Source organism: Paenibacillus sp. FSL F4-0236 (assembly GCF_038000135.1).
Taxonomy (GTDB): domain Bacteria; phylum Bacillota; class Bacilli; order Paenibacillales; family Paenibacillaceae; genus Paenibacillus_AQ.
This window is the reverse complement of sequence record NZ_JBBOBK010000001.1, coordinates 926,159-947,238: the sequence shown is the minus strand read 5'-3', so window position 1 is coordinate 947,238 and position 21,080 is coordinate 926,159. Positions and strand designations below refer to the sequence as shown.

The 21,080-nt window shown below is 41.8% G+C and carries 17 protein-coding genes; 4 read left to right on the top strand and 13 right to left on the bottom strand.

Translation table 11 applies throughout. The features are described from left to right. Window positions 1-29: 29 nt before the first annotated feature. Together NSQ29_RS04255 and NSQ29_RS04250 are read right to left on the bottom strand one after the other, a co-directional pair. Window positions 30-971 carry a carbohydrate ABC transporter permease gene (locus NSQ29_RS04255; protein ID WP_341124440.1) on the bottom strand — a complete coding sequence of 314 codons (942 nt, stop codon included), beginning with the start codon at window positions 969-971 and terminating at the stop codon, window positions 30-32. Between the two features lie 90 nt (window positions 972-1,061). Beyond that, complete coding sequence (locus NSQ29_RS04250; protein ID WP_341124438.1) at window positions 1,062-2,540, bottom strand: carbohydrate ABC transporter substrate-binding protein; 1,479 nt, start codon at window positions 2,538-2,540, stop codon at window positions 1,062-1,064. Between the two features lie 431 nt (window positions 2,541-2,971). Here NSQ29_RS04250 and NSQ29_RS04245 point away from each other — a divergent pair, with 431 nt between their 5' ends. Further along, a complete protein-coding gene (locus NSQ29_RS04245; RefSeq protein ID WP_341124437.1) occupies window positions 2,972-4,660 on the top strand; it encodes a sensor histidine kinase in 1,689 nt (562 codons plus the stop codon). Window positions 4,661-4,674: 14 nt separating this feature from the next. Further along, window positions 4,675-6,282: a response regulator transcription factor gene (locus tag NSQ29_RS04240; RefSeq protein WP_341126730.1), complete on the top strand. Its 1,608-nt coding sequence runs from the start codon at window positions 4,675-4,677 to the stop codon at window positions 6,280-6,282. A gap of 61 nt (window positions 6,283-6,343) precedes the next feature. On the opposite strand, the gene NSQ29_RS04235 is transcribed toward NSQ29_RS04240, so the two are convergent. Together NSQ29_RS04235 and NSQ29_RS04230 are read right to left on the bottom strand one after the other, a co-directional pair. Next, window positions 6,344-6,886, bottom strand: coding sequence for a DinB family protein (locus NSQ29_RS04235; RefSeq protein WP_341126729.1), 543 nt, complete (start codon window positions 6,884-6,886; stop codon window positions 6,344-6,346). A 67-nt stretch (window positions 6,887-6,953) separates the two neighbouring features. Next, entirely contained in the window at window positions 6,954-7,901 is a 948-nt protein-coding gene (locus NSQ29_RS04230; RefSeq protein ID WP_340971965.1) for a helix-turn-helix transcriptional regulator, read from the bottom strand. Window positions 7,902-8,106: 205 nt separating this feature from the next. Here NSQ29_RS04230 and NSQ29_RS04225 point away from each other — a divergent pair, with 205 nt between their 5' ends. Further along, window positions 8,107-9,297 carry a coenzyme F420-0:L-glutamate ligase gene (locus NSQ29_RS04225; protein WP_076300779.1) on the top strand — a complete coding sequence of 397 codons (1,191 nt, stop codon included), beginning with the start codon at window positions 8,107-8,109 and terminating at the stop codon, window positions 9,295-9,297. Between the two features lie 408 nt (window positions 9,298-9,705). Here the strand turns inward: NSQ29_RS04225 and NSQ29_RS04220 are convergent, their stop codons facing one another. The 6 genes from NSQ29_RS04220 to NSQ29_RS04195 form a co-directional block, all read right to left on the bottom strand. Further along, window positions 9,706-10,845, bottom strand: a complete 1,140-nt coding sequence (locus NSQ29_RS04220; RefSeq protein WP_341124436.1) for a 5-methyltetrahydropteroyltriglutamate--homocysteine S-methyltransferase — start codon at window positions 10,843-10,845, stop codon at window positions 9,706-9,708. 128 nt (window positions 10,846-10,973) lie between these two features. Beyond that, the gene (locus tag NSQ29_RS04215) at window positions 10,974-11,747 is read right to left on the bottom strand and encodes an ABC transporter permease (RefSeq protein WP_076284690.1); all 774 of its coding nucleotides are present in this window, start codon (window positions 11,745-11,747) and stop codon (window positions 10,974-10,976) included. Further along, entirely contained in the window at window positions 11,725-12,708 is a 984-nt protein-coding gene (locus tag NSQ29_RS04210; RefSeq protein WP_341124435.1) for an ABC transporter ATP-binding protein, read from the bottom strand. The genes NSQ29_RS04215 and NSQ29_RS04210 overlap by 23 nt, the downstream gene beginning before the upstream one ends. Window positions 12,709-13,190: 482 nt before the next feature. Further along, window positions 13,191-13,379 (bottom strand): hypothetical protein, encoded by a 189-nt coding sequence (locus tag NSQ29_RS04205; RefSeq protein ID WP_042129995.1) that lies wholly within the window; start codon window positions 13,377-13,379, stop codon window positions 13,191-13,193. A gap of 74 nt (window positions 13,380-13,453) precedes the next feature. Further along, window positions 13,454-14,077, bottom strand: a complete 624-nt coding sequence (locus NSQ29_RS04200; protein ID WP_341124434.1) for a hypothetical protein — start codon at window positions 14,075-14,077, stop codon at window positions 13,454-13,456. A 421-nt stretch (window positions 14,078-14,498) separates the two neighbouring features. Beyond that, window positions 14,499-15,383, bottom strand: coding sequence for a LysR family transcriptional regulator (locus NSQ29_RS04195; protein ID WP_341124433.1), 885 nt, complete (start codon window positions 15,381-15,383; stop codon window positions 14,499-14,501). A 110-nt stretch (window positions 15,384-15,493) separates the two neighbouring features. Here NSQ29_RS04195 and NSQ29_RS04190 point away from each other — a divergent pair, with 110 nt between their 5' ends. Next, on the top strand, window positions 15,494-16,885 hold the full coding sequence (locus tag NSQ29_RS04190; protein WP_341124432.1) for an MFS transporter: 1,392 nt from the start codon (window positions 15,494-15,496) through the stop codon (window positions 16,883-16,885). A 219-nt stretch (window positions 16,886-17,104) separates the two neighbouring features. Here NSQ29_RS04190 and NSQ29_RS04185 read toward each other — a convergent pair whose 3' ends face one another. From NSQ29_RS04185 to NSQ29_RS04175, 3 genes are all read right to left on the bottom strand, one after another. After that, on the bottom strand, window positions 17,105-18,298 hold the full coding sequence (locus NSQ29_RS04185; protein WP_341124431.1) for a hypothetical protein: 1,194 nt from the start codon (window positions 18,296-18,298) through the stop codon (window positions 17,105-17,107). A 320-nt stretch (window positions 18,299-18,618) separates the two neighbouring features. Beyond that, on the bottom strand, window positions 18,619-19,830 hold the full coding sequence (locus tag NSQ29_RS04180) for an MFS transporter (protein WP_341124430.1): 1,212 nt from the start codon (window positions 19,828-19,830) through the stop codon (window positions 18,619-18,621). Continuing rightward, window positions 19,817-21,001 carry an MGDG synthase family glycosyltransferase gene (locus NSQ29_RS04175; RefSeq protein ID WP_340971982.1) on the bottom strand — a complete coding sequence of 395 codons (1,185 nt, stop codon included), beginning with the start codon at window positions 20,999-21,001 and terminating at the stop codon, window positions 19,817-19,819. Before NSQ29_RS04175 ends, NSQ29_RS04180 begins: the two co-directional genes overlap by 14 nt. Window positions 21,002-21,080 lie beyond the last annotated feature (79 nt).

Below are 21,080 nucleotides of genomic sequence, written 5' to 3'. Positions count from 1 at the left end.
CTCTGTTGATTACTATTCACCCTTCTCCCCTACCCTTCTGCTCGATTTGTAAGTAGTCTAGACAGAAAAGAAAGGACAAAGGCAAACGCAAGCGTAAAAATCGCGATAGCCATGGCATAACCAAAATTCGCATTTTGGAACCCTTGAGTGTACATGTAATGGAGCAATACAGTAGTACCACCGGCCGGCCCACCCCCGGTCATGATTGTTACGACGATAAAGCTTAAATTGATCGTACCCGCCAGGGACAGCACGAAGGTTATACCAATGATTTCTTTTAACAGTGGGATCGTAATGCTGACAAGCTTCCGGAAATATCCTGCACCATCAATGGTCGCCGACTCGAACACATCCGCAGAAATCCCATCTATTGCAGCGATATACATCACCATATAGTAACCAACCGCCTGCCAGATCAGAGTGACCGCTACGCACCATAATGCAGTTCGGCTATCCCCAAGCCAAGTCATAGTCAGTTGATCTAGCCCAATACTTGAGAGAATATTGTTCAAGATCCCCATGTTCGGATGAAACACAAAGGACCATATGATCCCGACTACCGTCAAAGAGATAATGCTGGGGAAAAAGAATACCGTCCGGTAAAAGCCTCTCTCTTTCAGCTTCGTCTGCGTCAATAGAAAAGCAAGCACTAAGCCAAAGGCTAAGGTAACCACCGGCACGACCAGCATCAGCTTGAACGTATTACTAAGCGCTTTGAGGAACATCTCATCTTGGAACATATATTTATAGTTATCCAGAAAGATAAACTTGTTCTCATCACTCATCCCGGTTGCATCCGTAAAAGACATAACGAATGCCCGAAAGGTTGGAATGATCATAAATACGAGAGTCAACAGGAGCGCAGGAATGGTACATACGGCTATGAATAGCTTCGGATTTTTAGTTTTCGTTGACTTAGTCTTTATTTTTCTGTTTCTAGGAGCTACTTCCGTTAGTTGCATCTCAGACATCTTTCTCACTCCTCTTCATGCAAAATGCATCCTGTTCATAGATGTCCTTATCCATTCTTAACAGGATGCATTGGCATGAGATGCTATAAATTATTTACTAGCTTCTTTCTCTTTACGAATCTGTGCAAAAGCTTTTTCAACATTATCCATCCATTGGTCAGTGGTCATTTGACCTGTCATGACTGGCGTCATCGTATTCTTGAACATTTCAGTGACTACACTAACTTTGGAGCCCTTCGGTAAGGATTGCCAGCCTTGCAGAATTGAAATGGAACCATTGTAAGCCTCAAACATGTCATATACACCTTTGGTCAAGTATGGCTTCGACAGCTCCTTCGCACCATTAAGTGCGTACGCACCATTAGCTTTTTCCGCGAATAATTTAACGGACTCATCCGTATACAGGAACTTTAAGAATTCTTTAGCCAGCTCTGGATTTTTAGCTTTTGCTGGAATGGAGAATTGCTCATAGCTGGAAAGCACGTACTTCTGATCTCCTTTATTAAATACAGGGACGGTTGTCATCCCAAATTCAAAGCCATTCTCCCTTGGTGAATCCTTCATTTCATTTTCCATCCAGTTGCCGTTTACAATAAACAACGCTTTCCCCATCATCATATCAGTCTGCGATTGGGTATGGTTCAAGGCAACTGTGCCATCCATCAGATATCCGTCTTTAGATATTTTGTAGAATATATCCAATACTTTTTTGATCGTGTCGTTCTTAAATGAACCTTCCTCATAAGCAAAGACTTTATCTAACGTTTCTTTACCGCCCGCACTAGCAATCGCAGGATACAGAATTTCTTCCAAATAGTCCGGATAGATACCTTGGTAAGTGAACAACGCTCTTTTCGTTTTCGTTCCATCTGCATTGACCAAGAAGTTCTCTTCTTTTTTCAGCTCATCGCCTAATGCAAAGAACTCGTCCCAAGTCTCAGGAACACTCCAGCCTTTTTCCGCGAACAAAGTTTTGTTGTAAATCAAGCCCATCGGTCCAGCGTTAAAAGGTGCCAGATAGATCTTCCCGTCTTGATACGGCTGAAATCTTGTGCTGTCCAGCATTCCTGGAAGAATCATATCCTTTAGCGTCTCATCTTTATCTAAGGCCTTGCTTTCGAATACATCAGTGATGTCTAGAAGTCCTTTTTCTTTAATCAGGGAAAGCATAATCCCACTTTGCTCTGTATCCGTAACAGATAGGAAGTCAGGAGGATTACCGGCAACAATCTGTGGTCTGATCACTTCACCAACCTTAGGGTTGATCGTCATATTCACTTTTACCCCTGGATAAGTACTCTCGAATTTACTGACAATTTCATTCCAATAATCGGCGCCATATCCCCCTTGAAATACAGCAATACTCAGTTCCTTGTTATCAAAATCCTTCTTAGCATCCTCTTTAGAAGTATTCTCGGCGTTCGTTGTACTTGTCGCTTCCGCTGTACTCGTAGCTTTTGTAGAATTCGAATCCTTTGAGGCAGCTGGTGTATTCGTGCTATTCCCACAGCCAATCAATCCCACACCCAGCAGCGAAACTGCTAATAACGTACTCATTGTCTTTCTCATAAACGCCCTCCTTAAGATGTTCTTACTAATGACCCAACCACAGATTAAATATTGAAAACGCTTTATCTGATAACTTAAGTATAGAAGTGTTTACGTTTTATTTACATTTACAATACAAACGTACCTATGTATTATTTTATCCATCTCTCATTCAGGTTTCAGATATGCTTATTCATCAGAATCACATGACTTGTAAACTTAGCGGTTAAAGGAATGGATAATACTAACGATTCCATAGATTATTCTTGCTTTTCGCCCATGCATATATATTCCATTCTTCTTTTTATGTTAACTTGTAAGTAAAGGATATCGAATGGGAGGTCATCCACCTGAGTCATAACAAAGGGAAGCGGTATTTTCCTAGTCCCCCACAAATCATAAGAAAAATTAAAATTCAAAATCGCTTAACCGTTATCTTCTTAATCGTTTCCGTGATTCCAATCATCTTTATAGGTTTCTATTCCTATACTATCTACTCCAAATCCATTAACAATAAATTAAGCAAATCTACCTTTCAGGCTTTGACACTGCTCAATCGAACGATGTTAAGCGAGCTTAATAACTATCAATATCTTGCCGGATCTGTTTCTACCAATCCTATTATTCAGGAGCGTTTAACGGCAGCACCTAATGAACCCGCTCCTAGCAATGCTACTATTAACCACGCTATGGATAATGTGTACAGAACCATTTATCCGGGATATGTTCAGAACGTTCGGATCATAGATTCCAAGAACGAACCTATTTATGAATTAGGCTATGACGGCATTCCCAATCCAAAGTATGGGGAAATCATGAAACAGGTAGATCTGAATGCCCCTTATGACAGTCTTAATTATGTAAAAAGCTATCGTGCTTCCCATACGATTGTCCTGGGGCGTAAAATTTTTGATCAAGAAGACATTGGCGTTCCATTAGGTTATGTGTTTGTTTTTATCGGCGGGGAGTTATTCTCAAAAGTCATTCTTTCCAGTGTGGACTTAGGAACAGGTTCTAATCTGCTTATCATGAATAGAGAAGGAATAGTGATGTCCTCCAACCTAAAGGGTACAACACTTGGAGAAGCCTATGATAAAGGTCAACTGTTTAAGCAAATCAAGGAACAAGAGGCTCAGAAGAACCATTCCTTTCAAGGCTTAGTCAATGGCAAAATGCATCAGATCTCCTATATCAATAATAATCAATTAGGCTGGTACATGATTTCTACGGTTCCTTTCTCTTATATTAATTCTGAGACAAGTAAAATCACCACTGGACTCCTTATCGTCGTCAGCATCATTGTAATCCTTTGTATCCTAATTATCATCGTCTTGTATAAAAGTATCCTAAAGCCTATCAAACAAATTATTGTCTTCTGTAATCAAATTTTTTATGGCAATTTATCCAATCGTATAGAAGATCACAGCAACGATGAGATGGGTGTTCTGGCTAATAGGATTAATAGCATGGTCAGCCGGATTGAGCAACTGATAGAGGATCAACAGAAAGATCAAAAGAGGCAGCGTTCGCTTGAATTACAAATGCTGCAATCACAGATTAACCCTCATTTTTTATTCAACACTCTAAATTCCTTGCGATGGCTCGCAATGATTAACCAGGTTCCGGTGCTAAGTGATGGTATCTCCTCTCTCGCAGAATTACTGCGCAGTACCATCATCGATCAAGATGAGGAAATAACCATCAAACAAGAGCTTAATAATCTGGACAATTACTTTGCTATTCAAAAAATACGTTATGCTGATCGATTTGATGTTGAATATGATCTAGATGAATCGGTATTACATAGTCTGATCCCTAAACTTATTCTGCAGCCGATCGCTGAGAACGCTATCATCCATGGGGTTACGGATATTGGAGGAAAAGTTCTTATCCGCATTAGGGCATACGCAAAAAATGAATACACACTTGTTATAGAAATCATTGATAACGGAAAAGGCTTTGACACGAAAAAATCGGAAAAGGCTGATACGCTGTCCGGTATCGGAATTTCTAATGTAGCCGATCGCATTAAGCTTCAATATGGTGAGAGCTACGGACTATTCATCACAAGCTTGGTGGGTCAAGGAACCTGTTGCCGCCTGATTATCCCCAAACAAACCTACGAAGAAGATAAGGGGTGATACTAGTGTATCCAATGTATAATGTAATGCTGGTGGATGATGAACCTATTGTAAAAGTCGCGCTCAGAACCATGATTCCATGGGAAGAGCTTGGATATATGATCTGTGCTACAGCCTCTGACGGAGTTGAAGCTTTAACCCTTGTTGAGAAGTTTAATCCACATATCATCATTACAGATCTCAAAATGCCCAATATGGATGGTTTGCAGCTGATAAAAGAACTCAATAACAGAGGGTTTGCCGGAAAAATCCTGGTGGCAAGTAACCATGGGGAGTATGAGTTGGTTCGTGAAGCATTAGTTCTTGGCGCTGTAGATTATATGCTTAAGATTAGTATGAAGACTGCGGACCTCATCCAGTTGCTGGAGAAATCCACGCAGCTAATCCAAGAACAGCTTCAGTCCAAGCAGCAGCTAGAGACACAATCTCAGCTATTGCAACACAATTTAAAGAGTGTGAAGAATGCGATTTTAAAAGATTATTTTACCGACCCATATTATGATATGAATCAGCTTGAGCAGCAAAATTCTATAACACTCGCTTTTAGTGAAAATAGCTGCTACTTGTTCTACATCACCTTTGAGCAAAATAGCGCCAGCCCTAGCGCACGTAAAAACCAGCTATCGGTATCCTTCATTGAAAACATCATCTTAGATATCCTGGAAACCGTAGATCAATTCGAAATTATTCAGCTTGAATCGAATGCATTGTTGCTGCTAATCTCCACTGATACCTTGGACAATCAGCAAATTATCCGTACCGACTTTATCCATAGAGTCATTCAGTTGATCAAAATGTATATTTCCATTACCCCTACCATTGTTTATTCCCAGCCCATTAGAGGATACGCTGAGGCGAAAGTAATGCTAGAGCGATGTAAAGAATCCTTGGAAATCCAATTTTACAACGAAATAACGATTATTGATCCCGAGATTGTCCATTTAAATGATACGCTCGATTTCGAAAACGTTCATGAGTTCTCTACGAATTTAATACAGGCCTGGAAACGTTCGGGCGTTGAAGCCGTTAATCAAGCCACTCAAAATTTCCTTGAGACCTGCAGATCGAAACAAATAAAGCCGGCTGAAGCCAAAACATTCATCGTCAATTGTCTGCACTATCTTCCATTATGCGATGCTCACATTATCGTTGAAGATCCAAAGCTTTTGAAAACATATATTGAGAATATTGCAAACAGTAAACGAAGTGCTGAGATTCTAACGCAAATGGAGCTTTTATTTCAATTATTCTCACATCAAAAACAACAGATTGTGACTACCCATAATAGGGATGTTAAACAAACAATTGATTATATCAATGCAAATTATCAGAAAAAGCTGACCTTATCTCTGATTGCCAAGCAGGTCAACTTAAGTGAGAACTATCTATCCAGAATCTTTAAAGAAGAAGTCGGCCAAAGTATCATTCATTACATTAACACCGTAAAAATGGAGAAAGCCGCAGAGTTAATTCTAAAGGGCAACCCTTATGTCAAAGAGATTTCTACGCAAATCGGTATACATGATCAATTTTATTTCACCAGACTTTTCAAGAAGCATTTTGGAGTTAATCCGAGTGAATATAAAGATTATGTTCAAGCGACGCTTGGCTCAGGAAATTAAGATCCTTTCTTTTACGACGAAAGGCCGTTGCTGTAGATCAGCAACGGCCTCATTTTTGGTATTACAACACTTTCCGAATCAATTCATTGTTTAATCTCTCCAGCTGCAGAAGATGATGACGATAGTGCATCTCAATAAGCAGGAACCATTCCTCCGCGGATAGTCCACCAAATCGCGGGTGAGATACGGTATTTTGTTTGGACGCTTTTTCAAGAGACGGTTCGATCTCTCTCATTCTTTGGATGACTGAATGTAACCCTTGAATTAATTGTTCCTTGCTCTCCGGCTGCTCCGGCGTATATTGGGCGGAAGGCGGAACCTGAATACGAATGGGCGGAAAACTGCCTTGTGCAAATATAGCCGCACCATCCTCGGTTTTCCCCACATGAGATACCAAGGGATCTTGGTTGGGCACTAGACATTGATCAATATTACGAAGCTGCATATACAGTGCCGAGTTAATGAGATGTTGAACCATCTGTCCGATGGACCACTCGTTTTCACTCGGCTTTTGCATCAGCTGCTCCAGATTGAATCGCTCTACTTCTTGAATATAGTATGTCGCAGTTTCTTCAAAACGTTGTAAGGCTTCTTTTGTTGTAATCATTATATATCAGCTCCTGTAGTCATTGATTATCCAAGTATATAAAAACGCTACTGACAGCGTTATGTCAGTAGCGTTTTAACATTATTTCTAGTTCGTTTCTAACTTGATGGCGAAAAGATTCCGGCTCTAGCACAACCATGCCACCTCCCCAGCCCAGCACCCATTGCAGCAATTCCGCTGGCTCTCGAACCCGAAAAGTAACCCGTAAGCCTTCCGCATGATCCTCTATAGTTTCCATATAAAAATTGTTCGATTCCCTTACCTTATCAGCTATGTCAGAATGGACTAAGATAACCACATGAACGTTGCGATCATCAGGAGGTTGGTATACCTCCAATTGAAAATCCGCTGGCCGTATAAATTTATCTTCCAGTTCAATAAGCTCCCTCATTCGGGATAACCGGAAATGACGGATGTCTTGACGCAATTCACACCAGGCGACGAGTACCCATGATCCTTGATGAAGCACAAGTCCGTAAGGAGCAACCGTACGAATACTTTGACGGTTCCCATCGGCTTCGGCGATTCTTTTGGAATAACGAAATCTTATTTTCCTTTCCTCCAATATCGCTCGACGAATAGCTTCCAGACATGCCTTTTCTTGTATTGGTGCTATATCTGCTGCGGATGCAAATAAACGAAAACTTTTGCGGATCTGTGATGCTTCAGTGCGGATGGCTTCTGGCAGGATAGCTTCTATTTTCGCTTTAGAACTTCTAGCCTTATTGCCATAGTGGGCATCAAACCACTGCTCGATAAAGTCAGTCCCGATAAGCAATGTCACTGCTTCGTCTAGCGTGAAACTAACGGGTGGCAGGAAATAGCCCTCAATCAAGGAGTAGCCTTGCCCTGGCGCTCCTATTATGGATACGCCCGCTTCACTAAGTGCCTGAATATCCCGATAAATAGTTCTCACGCTCGTTTCAAACGTAGCCGCCAAATCCTCCGCTCGCAACACTTTATTACGCTGCAATTCAAGCACTATAGCTAACAGACGGTCCATTTTGTTCATACGGCTCTCCCTCCCCGAGAAATTGATTTTCTATCTCTAACGGCAATGTAAAAAACCTCTAAAAGCTTCTATATCTATAAATCATTTTTATATTAGATATTATAAACATTAATTTTACTTATATCGCTCTAAAAGGGTATAGTAATATAGGGTTTATAACCATTATTTATATATAGAGTATACCCTTATAAGAGGAGAGATCATATTGGAAAGAGTAGTTGGAACAGTGGTACGTGGACTCCGCGGGCCTATCATTAACAATGGGGATAACATTGAAGAAATCGTAGTTCAGACGGTATTGAATGCAGCAACAGTCGAAGGTTTCTCGATCGAGGATCGTGATATTGTAACCGTAACGGAATCCATTGTGGCTCGGGCACAAGGAAACTATGCGACAATTGATAATATTGCTGCTGATATAAAGGCAAAATTCGGTGAAGAAACTGTGGGTGTTATTTTCCCTATCCTTAGCCGTAACCGATTTGCTAACTGCTTGCGTGGAATTGCCAAAGGAGCAAAAAAAGTAGTCTTAATGCTAAGCTATCCATCTGATGAAGTGGGCAACCATCTTGTAGACATCGACGAATTAGATGCTAAGGGCGTTAATCCATGGACGGATGTGTTAACAGAGGCTCAATTCCGTGAGTTTTTCGGCTATATTAAGCACCCATTCACAGGTGTTGACTATATCGAATATTATAAAGGTTTGATTGAAGCTGAAGGTGTGGCTTGCGAAGTCATCTTCTCCAACAACCCAAAAACCATTTTAAACTATACAAAAAATGTATTAACTTGTGATATTCACACTCGCTTCAGAACCAAACGCATTCTCACAAACAACGGTGCTGAAAAAGTATTTGGCTTGGATGATATTCTTACACAATCCATTGATGGCAGTGGCTTTAACGAAGCTTATGGTCTGCTTGGATCCAATAAAGCAACAGAAGAAAGCGTAAAACTATTTCCAAACAACTGCCAACCTATCGTAGATGGTATCCAAGCAAAAATCAAAGAAATTACAGGTAAAACTGTAGAAGTTATGGTTTATGGCGATGGTGCATTCAAAGATCCAGTCGGTAAAATATGGGAACTGGCAGATCCAGTTGTATCCCCTGCTTACACTGCCGGACTTGATGGAACACCAAATGAAGTGAAATTGAAATATTTGGCCGATAACAACTTCTCTCATCTTCGTGGTGAAGAGCTGAAACAAGCCATTTCTAAATACATCCAGAATAAAAATGATGACCTGGTTGGTGCGATGGAAGCACAAGGGACTACTCCTCGTAGATTAACGGACCTGATTGGTTCATTATCTGATTTGACTTCTGGTAGTGGCGATAAAGGAACACCGATGATTTATATCCAAGGTTATTTCGATAACTATACAAAATAAGATGAGTACAAAAAGGGAGTCTCCTCTACGAGACTTCCCTTTTTTTACTTTGCGGTGCCCTCTTTCATATCAAGGCATTGATAGATTAGGGAATTTCTCCCTAAAATTCAGTGAATTTTGATCATTAGGCCAACAATTAGGGAATTCCTCCCTATAATTCAACTAATTTAGCGGTAAAAGTATATTTTGGCCCGATTTTTAGGGAGGAATTCCCTGATTCCATTCATTTAAAGCAATTATCGGCTTTTATTAGGGAGCTTTTCCCTAATTACTCACAATCCACTGGTATAGTGACAGCACGCCAAGTAAATCCATGTACACTCTTTAAATCAAAATACACCTTTAACCGTACGGATGAACATCCGAATGGTTAAAGGTGTATTGTCTCTGTCTACTTTTTAATTAGAGTTAATTCCAGATCTCTTCAGCGATCTCTTTAATATAAGCAAGCTTGCGCCATTGCTGCTCTTCTGTAAGGTGGTTACCTTCTTCCGTGGAAGCAAAGCCGCATTGCGGGCTCAGGCAAATCCGGTTTAGATCGACATATTGCTTCGCTTCCTCAATACGCTTTAGAATATCTTCCTTACTCTCCAGCTCACCAAATTTGGAAGAGAATAGGCCAAGCACGACCTGCTGATTGTCTTTTAGGAAGCGTAATGGTTTGAAGTCACCTGCACGTTCAGTATCAAACTCCAGATAGTAACCTGAGTAGTTATTGATGTTCAGAAGTGTTTGCGCGATAGGTTCATAACCTCCGCCTACTCCAGCATAAGTAGAAACATAATTGCCTCGGCATACATGTGTCGTTACAACGAGATCTTCCGGCAGACCAGACACCACTTCTTCATTCAACTTCGCAAGCTCGTTCGCATATTCAGCTACATTCGCACCAACCTGATTCATAAATGCTATAAACTGTTCGTCGCACAGCGCTCCCCACGTGCAATCGTCGATTTGAATGCTGCGGCAGCCCGCTGCATAAAAGGCAAGAATTGACGCTTTGTATGCTTTGGCAATATCCGAAATTAGCTCTTCACGATTCGGGTATAATTCATTCGTGCTTTCCTTATTTTCTACCCGATCCAGCTCAAACAGGAATTGCGCTGCTGCAGGAATCGATTGACGCGCAACAACATCCTCACCAGCAGCGCCTTTTAAGAATTCATAATGTGATACAAAAGGGTGGCTGCTGTAGCTTATTTTTCCGGTCAGTCGGGCAGTTTCTGGTCTCGACTCCGCGCCATTAAATTGGTAGCCTTGATCAATAATGGTCCGCTCTACACCGTCAAAGCCCCAGAAGAAGTCGAGATGCCACCAAGAGCGGCGGAATTCGCCGTCGGTTACCGCTTGAAGACCTACCTCTTTTTGTTTTTGCACGAGCTTCACAATCTCGTCGTTCTCTACTTCCTTCAACTGCTCTGCTGTAATTTCGCTGTTCTTGAATTTTAATCTAGCCTCTTTCAACGCCTGAGGGCGCAGGAAGCTGCCAACAATATCATATCGAAATGGAGTAACGGTTCGCTTTTTAGGTTCGGTTTGAGTGCTCATATATTAATCTCCTCGTGAACAAATTATTAAAATTAATATAGCATATCCGATTGCCTATACCGTTACACCAATGAGTTATGGCAGGTTATAAGTATTAGCTATACCTAATAAATAAACGATTGTGTGCGCTAGTATTGCCCCAGAAGCCCCTTCTTCATGGCTATTTTCTCACAGCGATCAAACACAACGAGCCCTAGAATCAAATAAACCAGCGAATTTAATATTAATACGCCATAGTCAGATAAAGATAGATCCGTTAACGTTAGATTCTCCAGCATCACCGTTCTTACCATATTCACGCCTTTAACGAATGGGGCAAAAGCTAAAAACGGAGCTACAGTGATCGGAACAAATACAAGTCCCATCAAGACAAATTGGAAAATCTGTAGAAATGCTTGAATTTGTTTCACAATAATAGCCAAACCAGCAATCATAAAACTAACGCCTACCATGCTTATCATAGTAACTATAATGATTGGGATCGTTGTCATGGGATTAAGACTCAACCATTGTCCCGAGGTTAGCATCGCACCAAACAGCAAGAGAATCATAATGACGGACTGTAAGCCCAATTGACTGACGATCCGCGTGAGCATAATTTTCCACACACCCATGGGAGACATATATAACTGCTCTAACGTTCCACGCGTCGCTTCTGTGATTACCGAATAACCAATAAAGTTCATCGTCATCATCGTTAAGCTCCAAAAGACCACACTTACAATTGAATATTGAACATTCGTATCAAAACTGGCTGGATCTCCTATGAACATAATTCCAAAAAATGCAGCCAGAAATATAATATAAAAAGTGACTACTAATGCAATCGTGTTCGGTAAATATCGTTTCAACTCAATATATTCCTTACGAAAATTAGCATTAAATAAATGGAGCCATTTCATGAGTCTTACCTCCCTTCACAATCTGAATAAACACTTGTTCAAAATCAATGGTTATTCGATCAATACTTTCCACCATCGTTCCTTCCTCTTTCAGAAGATCGAACAACTCGTAGATATCCTGACCATGCTCTAAATTCACTTCCACGATCGTTTCATGAGAGCTTGCTTTATAAGTACTTAAAGGGAATATACTCAACAGTTTGTTCTCCTGTTCAGGGCTTAATTGCTCACCTAATTTAATGGAATATGCCCTTGTTTCAAATAACTTAAGTAAATTCTCCACCCTGTCGTCAATCACAACTTCACCTTTGTTAATGATAATGGCACGGTCACACAGCTCCTGAACGACAGGCATATCATGTGAGCTAATAATGATCGTACGTTTCTCTTCCCTCACTATCGTTTTTAGAATATTTCGTAATTCATAACTAACCTCAACATCCAAACCGAGCGTTGGCTCATCCAGCAAGATGACATCCGTATTAGCTAATAACGCCACAGCGATTGCCAGCTTTTGTTGCATCCCCCGAGATAATCCATTAACCAGCTCATTCTCCTTTTCTTTAAGGTTGAATTGTTCTAATAATTTATCTGTCTGATCGGCAATTTGCTTCCGAGAGCACCCCCGGTTACCTGCAAAATATTCTAAATTTTCCCGAACCGTAAGACGCCAATATAAATTCCGGTTCCCTTCTAATACAGCACTGATATGCTCTAGCGCTTTAAGTCTCTTCTTGCAAATATCTAAGCCATTAATGGATATAGAACCCCCATCCGATTCTAACAAACCACAGAGCATCTTTATCGTTGATGTTTTCCCAGCACCGTTGGGGCCTAGTAAACCTAGAACCTCTCCACGATTTACATGAAAAGAAACATCACGAACGGCATGTATTTTCTCTTTCGTCTTTCTTTTCTCGTAGACCTTGCTAATCCCCCGTACTTCTATAATTTTCTCCACCTTATAACCATCCTCTCCCGTACGATTTAAAAGAGTGATTCCATTGTTAAATTTATTTTATTTGAGTATCTAAATTTAGATAACTGGCTCCAGATGGATACTTTCTCCGTCTGAGGAATGAGATTTGTATAGACGACAACTATGATATGTCTATAGGAAATATCGCATTTTTTAAGAATGATTGGGTGAATGTCCGGCATGGAGCAAATGTAGGTTATTTCATCATAGAGAAAACGAGGAGGACATCATGAATCAAAAAAAAATCCATTTTGCGTGGTGGGTATTAGTAGTACTTGCTTAAATGGTTGGCGTTGCAAAAAGTGGCGTTATGACCGCAGGCGGGCTATTTTTGAATGTTTATGCAATGAATCTTCATACATTACAGGTTCGGAAATAGTCATCGATGGAGGATACTCAGCCCAATAACGATAATGACAGCCCTCAAGTTAAATGAGGACTGTCATCTTTTCATTACATGGCCATTAGAAGATCCATATGAGTAAGAAAATAACTGCAATTATTGCCACCACGATGAAGAGATTGATTACCTCGCTCCAAAATCCAGGAACACCTTGTGTATGATATTTTTGCGCATTGACATCATGGTTTGCTTTATGACCGCCAGGGTCCGTCACATTTGGATTAGGTCCTGGATCAAAAAAGTCAGACATAGAAATCAACACCTTTCTCGATTATAAACCATATTATACCAGTTAATTCCTTTTTTAAAAATAATCTCCTTTGCTCAATTCATTTGAGAATGAAAATAAGGTAAGTGTTTCTTTGATAGAGCTTTTTCGATTAGTTCATGATCGTAGCCATATTTTTGCAATGCAGTAATAATCGCTTGTGTCCTGTCTGATCGTTGTCTTCTTAAATTAGATTCTAGCTGTATTTCTAGAGGAACCGTAGGAATAGTGTACCGTCCGATTGTCACATTCCTAAAATGATTCCAAATGAATTGTCCACCTTCCCATATCCCATCGCCATCCATAGAATCAGGAATTCCCGCTGAATTGGAGATATGAACGACTTCCACTTTAAACCCATCGATGATCCAACTCCCTTTTGTCCATGAAAAGCCTGAAGAAAAGGTCTGAGTGTATGTAGGTTCTTCTAAAGAGGATAACCAGTTCTCCCCATGAGGGAATTCACATTTATCCAGCAAGGAATATTCCTTCAGAAGTTCTGCAAATTGTGCAATCCCTTCTTTATTTTTTGTATAAATATCAACGTCTCCCGGAGTCATTTCACAGCCCTGTAAAACCGAACCCACCGAACCAACCAAGATCCATTCTAATTTCAAATTCACTTCCGATGAAAAATAAAGCTCACATACCTTTGACAGAGCTATTTCCCAGCTATTCATAATTCCACCCCAAATTGACTAGTAAGTTCGAGTACATGAAACCTTAATAACCTCAGGTGCGTTAAAGAACTATACAAATTCACAGGAGGTTTTTAAAATGAGATACAGTGCTGCAGGCGCGCGAATAACCTGTCCTTGTTGTCAAAACGATACCTTTCATCTGGATTATAAACTGCTTAACACAAGCGGAGCATCCTTTCTAGGATTTGACTGGGCGAATAAAAACGCTGCTATACTTATTTGTAAGAGATGCACCCATATCTCATGGTTTATGGAAGAACCAACATCAGATAACTAAACACTACCAGATTTTTCTACATCTTCATTATAAAATATTTCTATAGACTATGCGTCCTTGAGCTGGATGCAATTGTTCTTTTGCATCCAGTTAAATACCTCTAAATACCCATCCCCAATTGTCTTAAACCTCTTTGGATAACGATCCGAAATATTCTGCAACTACCTCACGAAATTCCAAAGCAGCATGAGAAATATACCGACTCTTGTGCCATATTAGAGCAATTTCCCGTACCAATTCGTGATTCTCTATTTGGAGATATCTGATGTCTTCCCGTGAATTTCTTGCTGTACTTGGTATGAAGGCAAGTCCAATCTCAGCTTCCACAAGAGTGATCAACCTTGCAGGTTCATCCCCCTCATACACATATTTAGGCGTAAATCCAACTGATTGGCACACAGAGTCTATTAAATCCCGAGTTCCATAACCACTCTTAACCCCGACGAACCATTCATCTCTCAGCTCTATCAAAGATACGCTGCTTCGATCTGCCAACCGATGCCCCTTAGGAACCGCTACAAGGATTGGGTCGATAAATACGACTTGGCATTCGATGTCGTCCCCTTCTAAAGGGGGTGAGGACAAGCAGAAATCCACCTCTCCTCTATCCAAAAGTGTAACCATTTCCTTCGTAGTCAGCATCTGCACATGAAATTGAATATCAGGTCGCTTTTTTCGAAACTCACGAAGGATATTGGGTAATGTACTGGCGGTGGTCACTGCTAATTCAAGCGTGTTATGTTCCGGGTGAGATAAATCGCTAAGCTCCTGCTTCCCCTGCTCCAATTCAAACAAAGCTCTTTCTGCACGGCGAAGGAATCTGCTTCCGAACTCATTCAGACGCAGGTTCCGCCCTACTCGATCGAATAAAGGGACTCCTAGATCCTCCTCCAAGCGCTGTATTGTTTTGCTAAGTGATGATTGAGTAACGTGCAGATTTCGCGCAGCTTCAGTCACATGTTCCAACCGAGCTACCGCGAGAAAATATTGCAGCTGTAGAAGTTCCATTTCGCACCCCATCCATTCCTTTAAGTCAATGAGAATATAACATAAAATGCGTTGGAATGAATAATTAAAATCAAGTAGGATGACATTAATACGCTTTAGGGGGACACAAAATGAGTGCTCGGAATTGGTGGTTAATGATTTCAGTGGGTCTAGGGATACTATTGAACCCATTAAACTCTTCAATGGTTTCTGTTGCTATTCCAAGATTGCAAAATGTATTCCAACTTGACTATACAGGTGTTTCCTGGATTATTTTTTCTTTCTACATCGCTAGTAGCATCGCTCAACCCGTCATGGGAAAGGCCAGCGATTTATTTGGTAGGAGGAAGATATTTCTTACCGGGCTTGTAGTAGCCTTCATTGCCTCATTATTAGCTCCATTCGCACCAAACTTCGCGTGGCTCCTCGTGTTCCGCATTGTGCAAGCCATTGGAACAAGCATGATGGTTGCCGTTGGGATGGCTATAGTGCGAATTCATGTAACGGAAAAACAAGCGACAGCGCTGTCTGTTTTGTCCATCTTCCTATCTGGTGCGGCAGCCATTGGACCCTTTATTGGAGGGGTTATAATACACTGGTGGGGCTGGCCCGCTATCTTTTTCGTCAATATTCCATTTGTGGTAGTGAGCTTTCTATTGTCTTGGAGAAATATCCCTAAGGAAAACTCGTCATTAACCGTTGCACCGGGCATGTCTCTTCGCAAATGGTTCGTTTGGATAGATGGATCAGGGATTCTGCTCTTCACAATGGGTCTGGTTGCCCTGCTCATTGGATTGCTCTCAGCAAAATCATCCGGGCACATCGCTGTAGGAAATGTCATTGTTTCACTGATAGGACTCGCTCTGCTAGGGGTGTTCGTACGACATGAGTTAAAAGCGACTTCGCCTTTTATCCCTTTACGCACATTTGCTAAATATCCTGCAATGACATGGGTTAATGTGGAATTCATGCTCGTCAATGTACTCTTTTACTCACTCTTTTTCGGAGTTCCGTCCTACTTGCAAATGGTTCGCCATGTCAGCGAGTATCAAACAGGGATACTTATGCTAACCTTAGGCCTGTGCTCTCTAGTTACTTCTCCAATAGCAGGACGATGGATCGATAAATCCGGACCAGGACCGGCACTACTAGTGTCTGCAATATTGATGACTGCGGGATCGGTATGGCTCGTGACATTGAATCAATCTTCACCGGTTATTAGCGTGTGCCTGGCTTTGGCTGCATTCGGGATTAGCAATGGGTTGAATAATGTAGGTATGCAAGCAGCTTTGTTCCAAAGTTCACCCAAGGAAATGATCGGCGTAGCATCGGGTTTATTTAATACTTCAAGATATTTGGGAACCATTCTCTCTTCCTTGTTGATAGGCATCGTAATGAGAGGCAAGTTCAGCTTTGAGGGATTTCAAGTACTTGGGATTATTCTCACGATCATTGCATTGTCTTTGGTATTCATGAGTCGGCGGCGCCGGAAGTCAGGGGAGTTGCAGGAGAGGATAAATTGATTAATTACTCCAAATAGTCCCGCATATCCGGATAAGAGTCGAATACATTTTTTATACTTCAAAAACCATAGAACTACCTCAGATGTTGCTTAACTTTGCCTTCAATAAATAGACATTTCTCAGTGAACCGCAAAAAAAGCGAGAGCAAATCCCCCGCGTTAAGCAAGTACCCTATTGCATTATCTTCCGATGGGCAGGTTGTGGGATACAGAAAAGATTCTATGTGGGCGAGGGAAATCTCGCAGCTTCAAAGTGGCAACGTTCTGGTAGACCGATACCCCCTTGTGCAAATATTGTGCCAGACAACGCGTTAGCCCTGATACGTACTTGATCACCAGCCTGTAATAAAAGTATAGAAGAGACTTCCACGTAAATTGCGTTACCAAAGGAACCGAGACTTACTTCTGAATCTTCAGCAACAACCACTCCGTTTTTCTCAATACGAACAGATGCTTTGAAATCAGCAACTAGATTATTTACGAAGAATATCGATCCGATAATTAAATATATACCATTCTGAATAGGCGTAAATGTTGAGGTTAGTGGGTTAAACTCACCATTTAAATCAAATTCTACAGTTTGGAAGGTGATAACAGTGTCTCCAATTAATTGTTGCTGATCATCTTTATTAACTCTAAATGCCGATACAGGTACAGGCCCCGTTGCTCCCGTTGCTCCCGATACTCCGGTTGCTCCAGTCACTCCTGTTGCTCCCGATACTCCGGTTGCTCCAGTCACTCCCGTCACTCCGGTTGTTCCCGTTGCACCTGTCGCTCCCGTCACTCCCGTTGCTCCCGTTACTCCTGTCGCTCCAGTCACTCCCGTTGCTCCTGTTGCTCCCGATACTCCGGTTGCTCCCGTCACTCCGGTTGTTCCTGTTGCTCCCGTTACTCCGGTTGCTCCCGTTACTCCGGTTGCTCCAGTCACTCCCGTCACTCCGGTTGTTCCCGTTGCTCCCGTTACTCCGGTTGCTCCCGTTACTCCGGTTGCTCCAGTCACTCCCGTCACTCCGGTTGTTCCCGTTGCACCTGTCGCTCCCGTTGCTCCCGTTACACCTTCAACGCTACCTAAAAGTTCGTCCGATAGAATACGATGGGCTGCTACCAATTCCCGGGATTCATCTTTACCCCATAAGGAAACCTGCGTTTCATTTTCAGCTGGACCTACGATCGTAAACACAAATTCGAAAGCGTCAAATTCTACAGAATAGTTACGAGTGATTACAGTGTTTGTTAGTACTAACATCAATTCTTGAACATATATAGTTCTCGTACCGTTTAAATAAAATCCCTCAATTAAGATCGTTGAATAATCCGCCTCGTTACGATTATCTATTTTAATCGTAACGAAGCTGGACGGTCTAACACCACCAATGAGATTATTGGAAATGGGACCAGTCGACAAAATTACCATTCCTTTAATCCCTCCTTTCCGAAAGAATTCGAATTCGATTTCGTATCGGTTCATGTTCCCTTTACATAAAAATCCTATATAAGTACTGAAGCGTGATTGAGCGTATTGAGAAAGATCAGTTCTACATTATGGAAGGAATGGTTTACTTTATAGTGTATTATCGAATTTACTAAAATGTCTGTTTGATTGTCCTAAGGAAGATATACTAATAATTTTATTGAAATTCTTTGTTCCTTCCCTTCATTACTTATTTAGTCTTGTATATTAAGCTTAGGTGCAATTCCTAAATTCGTTGTGAAGAGTCGTTAAATAAATCTTAACTACGATACATTTGGAAGCTTCTCCATCCCTCTGTTTCTGTGAATAAATAATCGGGCGGGGGATAGCAAGTAGACAACACTAATCAATCCAAACAAACAGGCACTGACTTGAAAAGGCAGCAATTGATTTCCTGAGCTTCCCAGCCAGCCTCCAATTAGCGGACCAATAACCACGCCTAAACCCTCTATGGAAAACAATAGTCCCCAGCTGATCCCTACAGAATCTTCGGGAATGTAACTGGCCATTAAAGCATTCCAAGAGGGAAGCAAAGCAGCATAAGCACACCCTAGCAGAAGCGAGAGCCCAATAGCGGCGGAGAAGGAATTAATAGAAGTTAAGCCGAACAAGGCAACCGCAAATACGCCGAACCCAATGACAAGGAACCACTTCCCTCCGACTTGATCAAACCATTTTCCCATGGGCACAAGAAATAGAACTACGCCTGCTCCTCCCATAAATAACACGATAGACAGCTGAGAATGGGACAGACCCAGATGCGAAATAGCAAAGCTTGTTAGAAAAGGAACTAGTATCCCGCCCGCTGTAGTCTGCAGCAGCATGCCAGGGACCAGAAATCCTCCCTTTTTTACTTTGTTCCATAGAGATACAAACTGCTCACTTACGGATATATTCACACTCTGCACCGAGACCTTGTTCATCTTTACAAGACCTACCATGATCCAGCCCGCTACGAAAAATAATCCAATGACAGCAAGGGACAGTGACAGACCACCACCAATTAACAAATTCATCATTACGGGACCCAGACCTAGACCAGCCATCCAGTATACGTACAAGGTTCCCATCTGTTGTGCTCGTTTTTCCTCTGATACCTGGCTCATACATAGGATCCAGATCGGTGAGAATCCAGCACCTAAGCAAGCAGAGGCTACAATAAGCATCCACGGACTATGCGTTGTCACCATCAATAACAGTCCAACGAACCCAAGAAAGAACCCTCCATGAAGCACGGTACGCCCAGGATATCTATCCAAGAGATAGCCGATGAAGCTTTTGATCAAGCTGTCCGTTAAATAGTGTACGGAGACCGCAATGCCAACTACTGACGTTGTAAGCCCCCAGCTCGTCAATATATAAGTGGGTAAGAACGTGATTAGGACAGCCCCTCTTATCCACTCTATAAAAAAGAGAATCATTGCGAGGCGGGTAAACGTCTGCTGTTGTCTTTCTTTCTTCCTAATAATATCCATGAATCGTCTTCGCCTGCCCTTCAACAAGCATGGATTTTGCTGCGGGAACAGAGGGCTGACGCAATTTAATAGCCTCTAAAGCTTCGGTAACGATAGCATCCGAGGCTGATTTCCGCGAAAAGACCTTCATATGCTGTTCGCTTTCATCTCTGTACGCCATATGCTCCAATCGCTGGAGCTGCTCTACTACCTGCTCCTCATTTCGTGCAATCTCTATCAAATGCTGCCCAGATAACCATTCTGCATTGCCTGCCTCCTGACCGGGGAGAGGTCGGTAGACGATAACTGGAAGTGTTTGAGCCATCGCCTCAGTCAAGGTAATCCCGCCAGCCTTGGTCAATAGACAGGAAGCTATGCACATCAGCTCCTGCATTTCTTCGGTATATCCCAAAATGTGAACTCGAGGGTTCTCTTGAAAAAGCTCCCCCGTAGCTTCTCGAAGCTTATGATTATTCCCGCACAATACGATGACATCGAAGCTTGATTGAAGCAGTACTCGTTTTATTAAACCGCCAATGTCACTTAATACGCCGTAAGCTCCTGCCGCTAGTAATAGATATTGACGATTTCCGTTTAACCCATGTTTGCGCAAAAGCGCTTCACGATCCTGAGACTGTTCAAAAGCCTCGCGAATGGGAATCCCACTGACCACAAGCTTCTCTTCAGCGATCCCTGCTGACATCAGAGTCGCCTTCATGCTTTCTGAAGCGATAAAATATTTCGTCGTTCGTGGGTGAAGCCACCTGCCATGAACTACATAATCCGTCATAACCGTGAACAGAGGTGTTCGACTTCCTGTTGTTGTAGCTAGTTCAGCAGCAGCCAAATAAGGAAAGGTATGAATAATAATATCCGGCTGTATCTCGTCGATGATCCTTTGTACTTTTCGTTTGCCCATAGAATGGATGAGTCTACCCATGAACTGCTCTGGTCTCATCTTGCTCGTCATTGTGTACAAGAATCCATAAAATTCTTGCGTATACCCCGTGTTGTTTAAATAGAATCTTCGGGATAGCTCATTTAAGGTAGGGTGGACTGCAGCGAATAGATCCATAGTTGTAATCCTACTAATCCCCCGACGTCTAAATGAATGTTCGATGGCCTCAGCCACTTTCATATGCCCGTCCCCAAATGCCGACGTAACAATAAGTACTTTAGGATCTGTGTTCATGACAAAGCTCCTTTTTCTCACGGCCTCCTTTAACTCTAACTCTGAATCGTAAACTGATAGTGAAGGGATTCTCAACTGA

Coding starts and splice junctions, on each gene's coding strand:
- NSQ29_RS04255 (WP_341124440.1), bottom strand. CDS start 971: ATGTCTGAGATGCAACTAACGGAAGTAGCTCCTAGAAACAGAAAAATA.
- NSQ29_RS04220 (WP_341124436.1), bottom strand. CDS start 10,845: ATGAGCACTCAAACCGAACCTAAAAAGCGAACCGTTACTCCATTTCGA.
- NSQ29_RS04190 (WP_341124432.1), top strand. CDS start 15,494: ATGAGTGCTCGGAATTGGTGGTTAATGATTTCAGTGGGTCTAGGGATA.
- NSQ29_RS04175 (WP_340971982.1), bottom strand. CDS start 21,001: ATGAACACAGATCCTAAAGTACTTATTGTTACGTCGGCATTTGGGGAC.
- NSQ29_RS04215 (WP_076284690.1), bottom strand. CDS start 11,747: ATGAAATGGCTCCATTTATTTAATGCTAATTTTCGTAAGGAATATATT.
- NSQ29_RS04240 (WP_341126730.1), top strand. CDS start 4,675: ATGTATAATGTAATGCTGGTGGATGATGAACCTATTGTAAAAGTCGCG.
- NSQ29_RS04250 (WP_341124438.1), bottom strand. CDS start 2,540: ATGAGAAAGACAATGAGTACGTTATTAGCAGTTTCGCTGCTGGGTGTG.
- NSQ29_RS04230 (WP_340971965.1), bottom strand. CDS start 7,901: ATGAACAAAATGGACCGTCTGTTAGCTATAGTGCTTGAATTGCAGCGT.
- NSQ29_RS04200 (WP_341124434.1), bottom strand. CDS start 14,077: ATGAATAGCTGGGAAATAGCTCTGTCAAAGGTATGTGAGCTTTATTTT.
- NSQ29_RS04205 (WP_042129995.1), bottom strand. CDS start 13,379: ATGTCTGACTTTTTTGATCCAGGACCTAATCCAAATGTGACGGACCCT.
- NSQ29_RS04180 (WP_341124430.1), bottom strand. CDS start 19,830: ATGGATATTATTAGGAAGAAAGAAAGACAACAGCAGACGTTTACCCGC.
- NSQ29_RS04185 (WP_341124431.1), bottom strand. CDS start 18,298: ATGGTAATTTTGTCGACTGGTCCCATTTCCAATAATCTCATTGGTGGT.
- NSQ29_RS04195 (WP_341124433.1), bottom strand. CDS start 15,383: ATGGAACTTCTACAGCTGCAATATTTTCTCGCGGTAGCTCGGTTGGAA.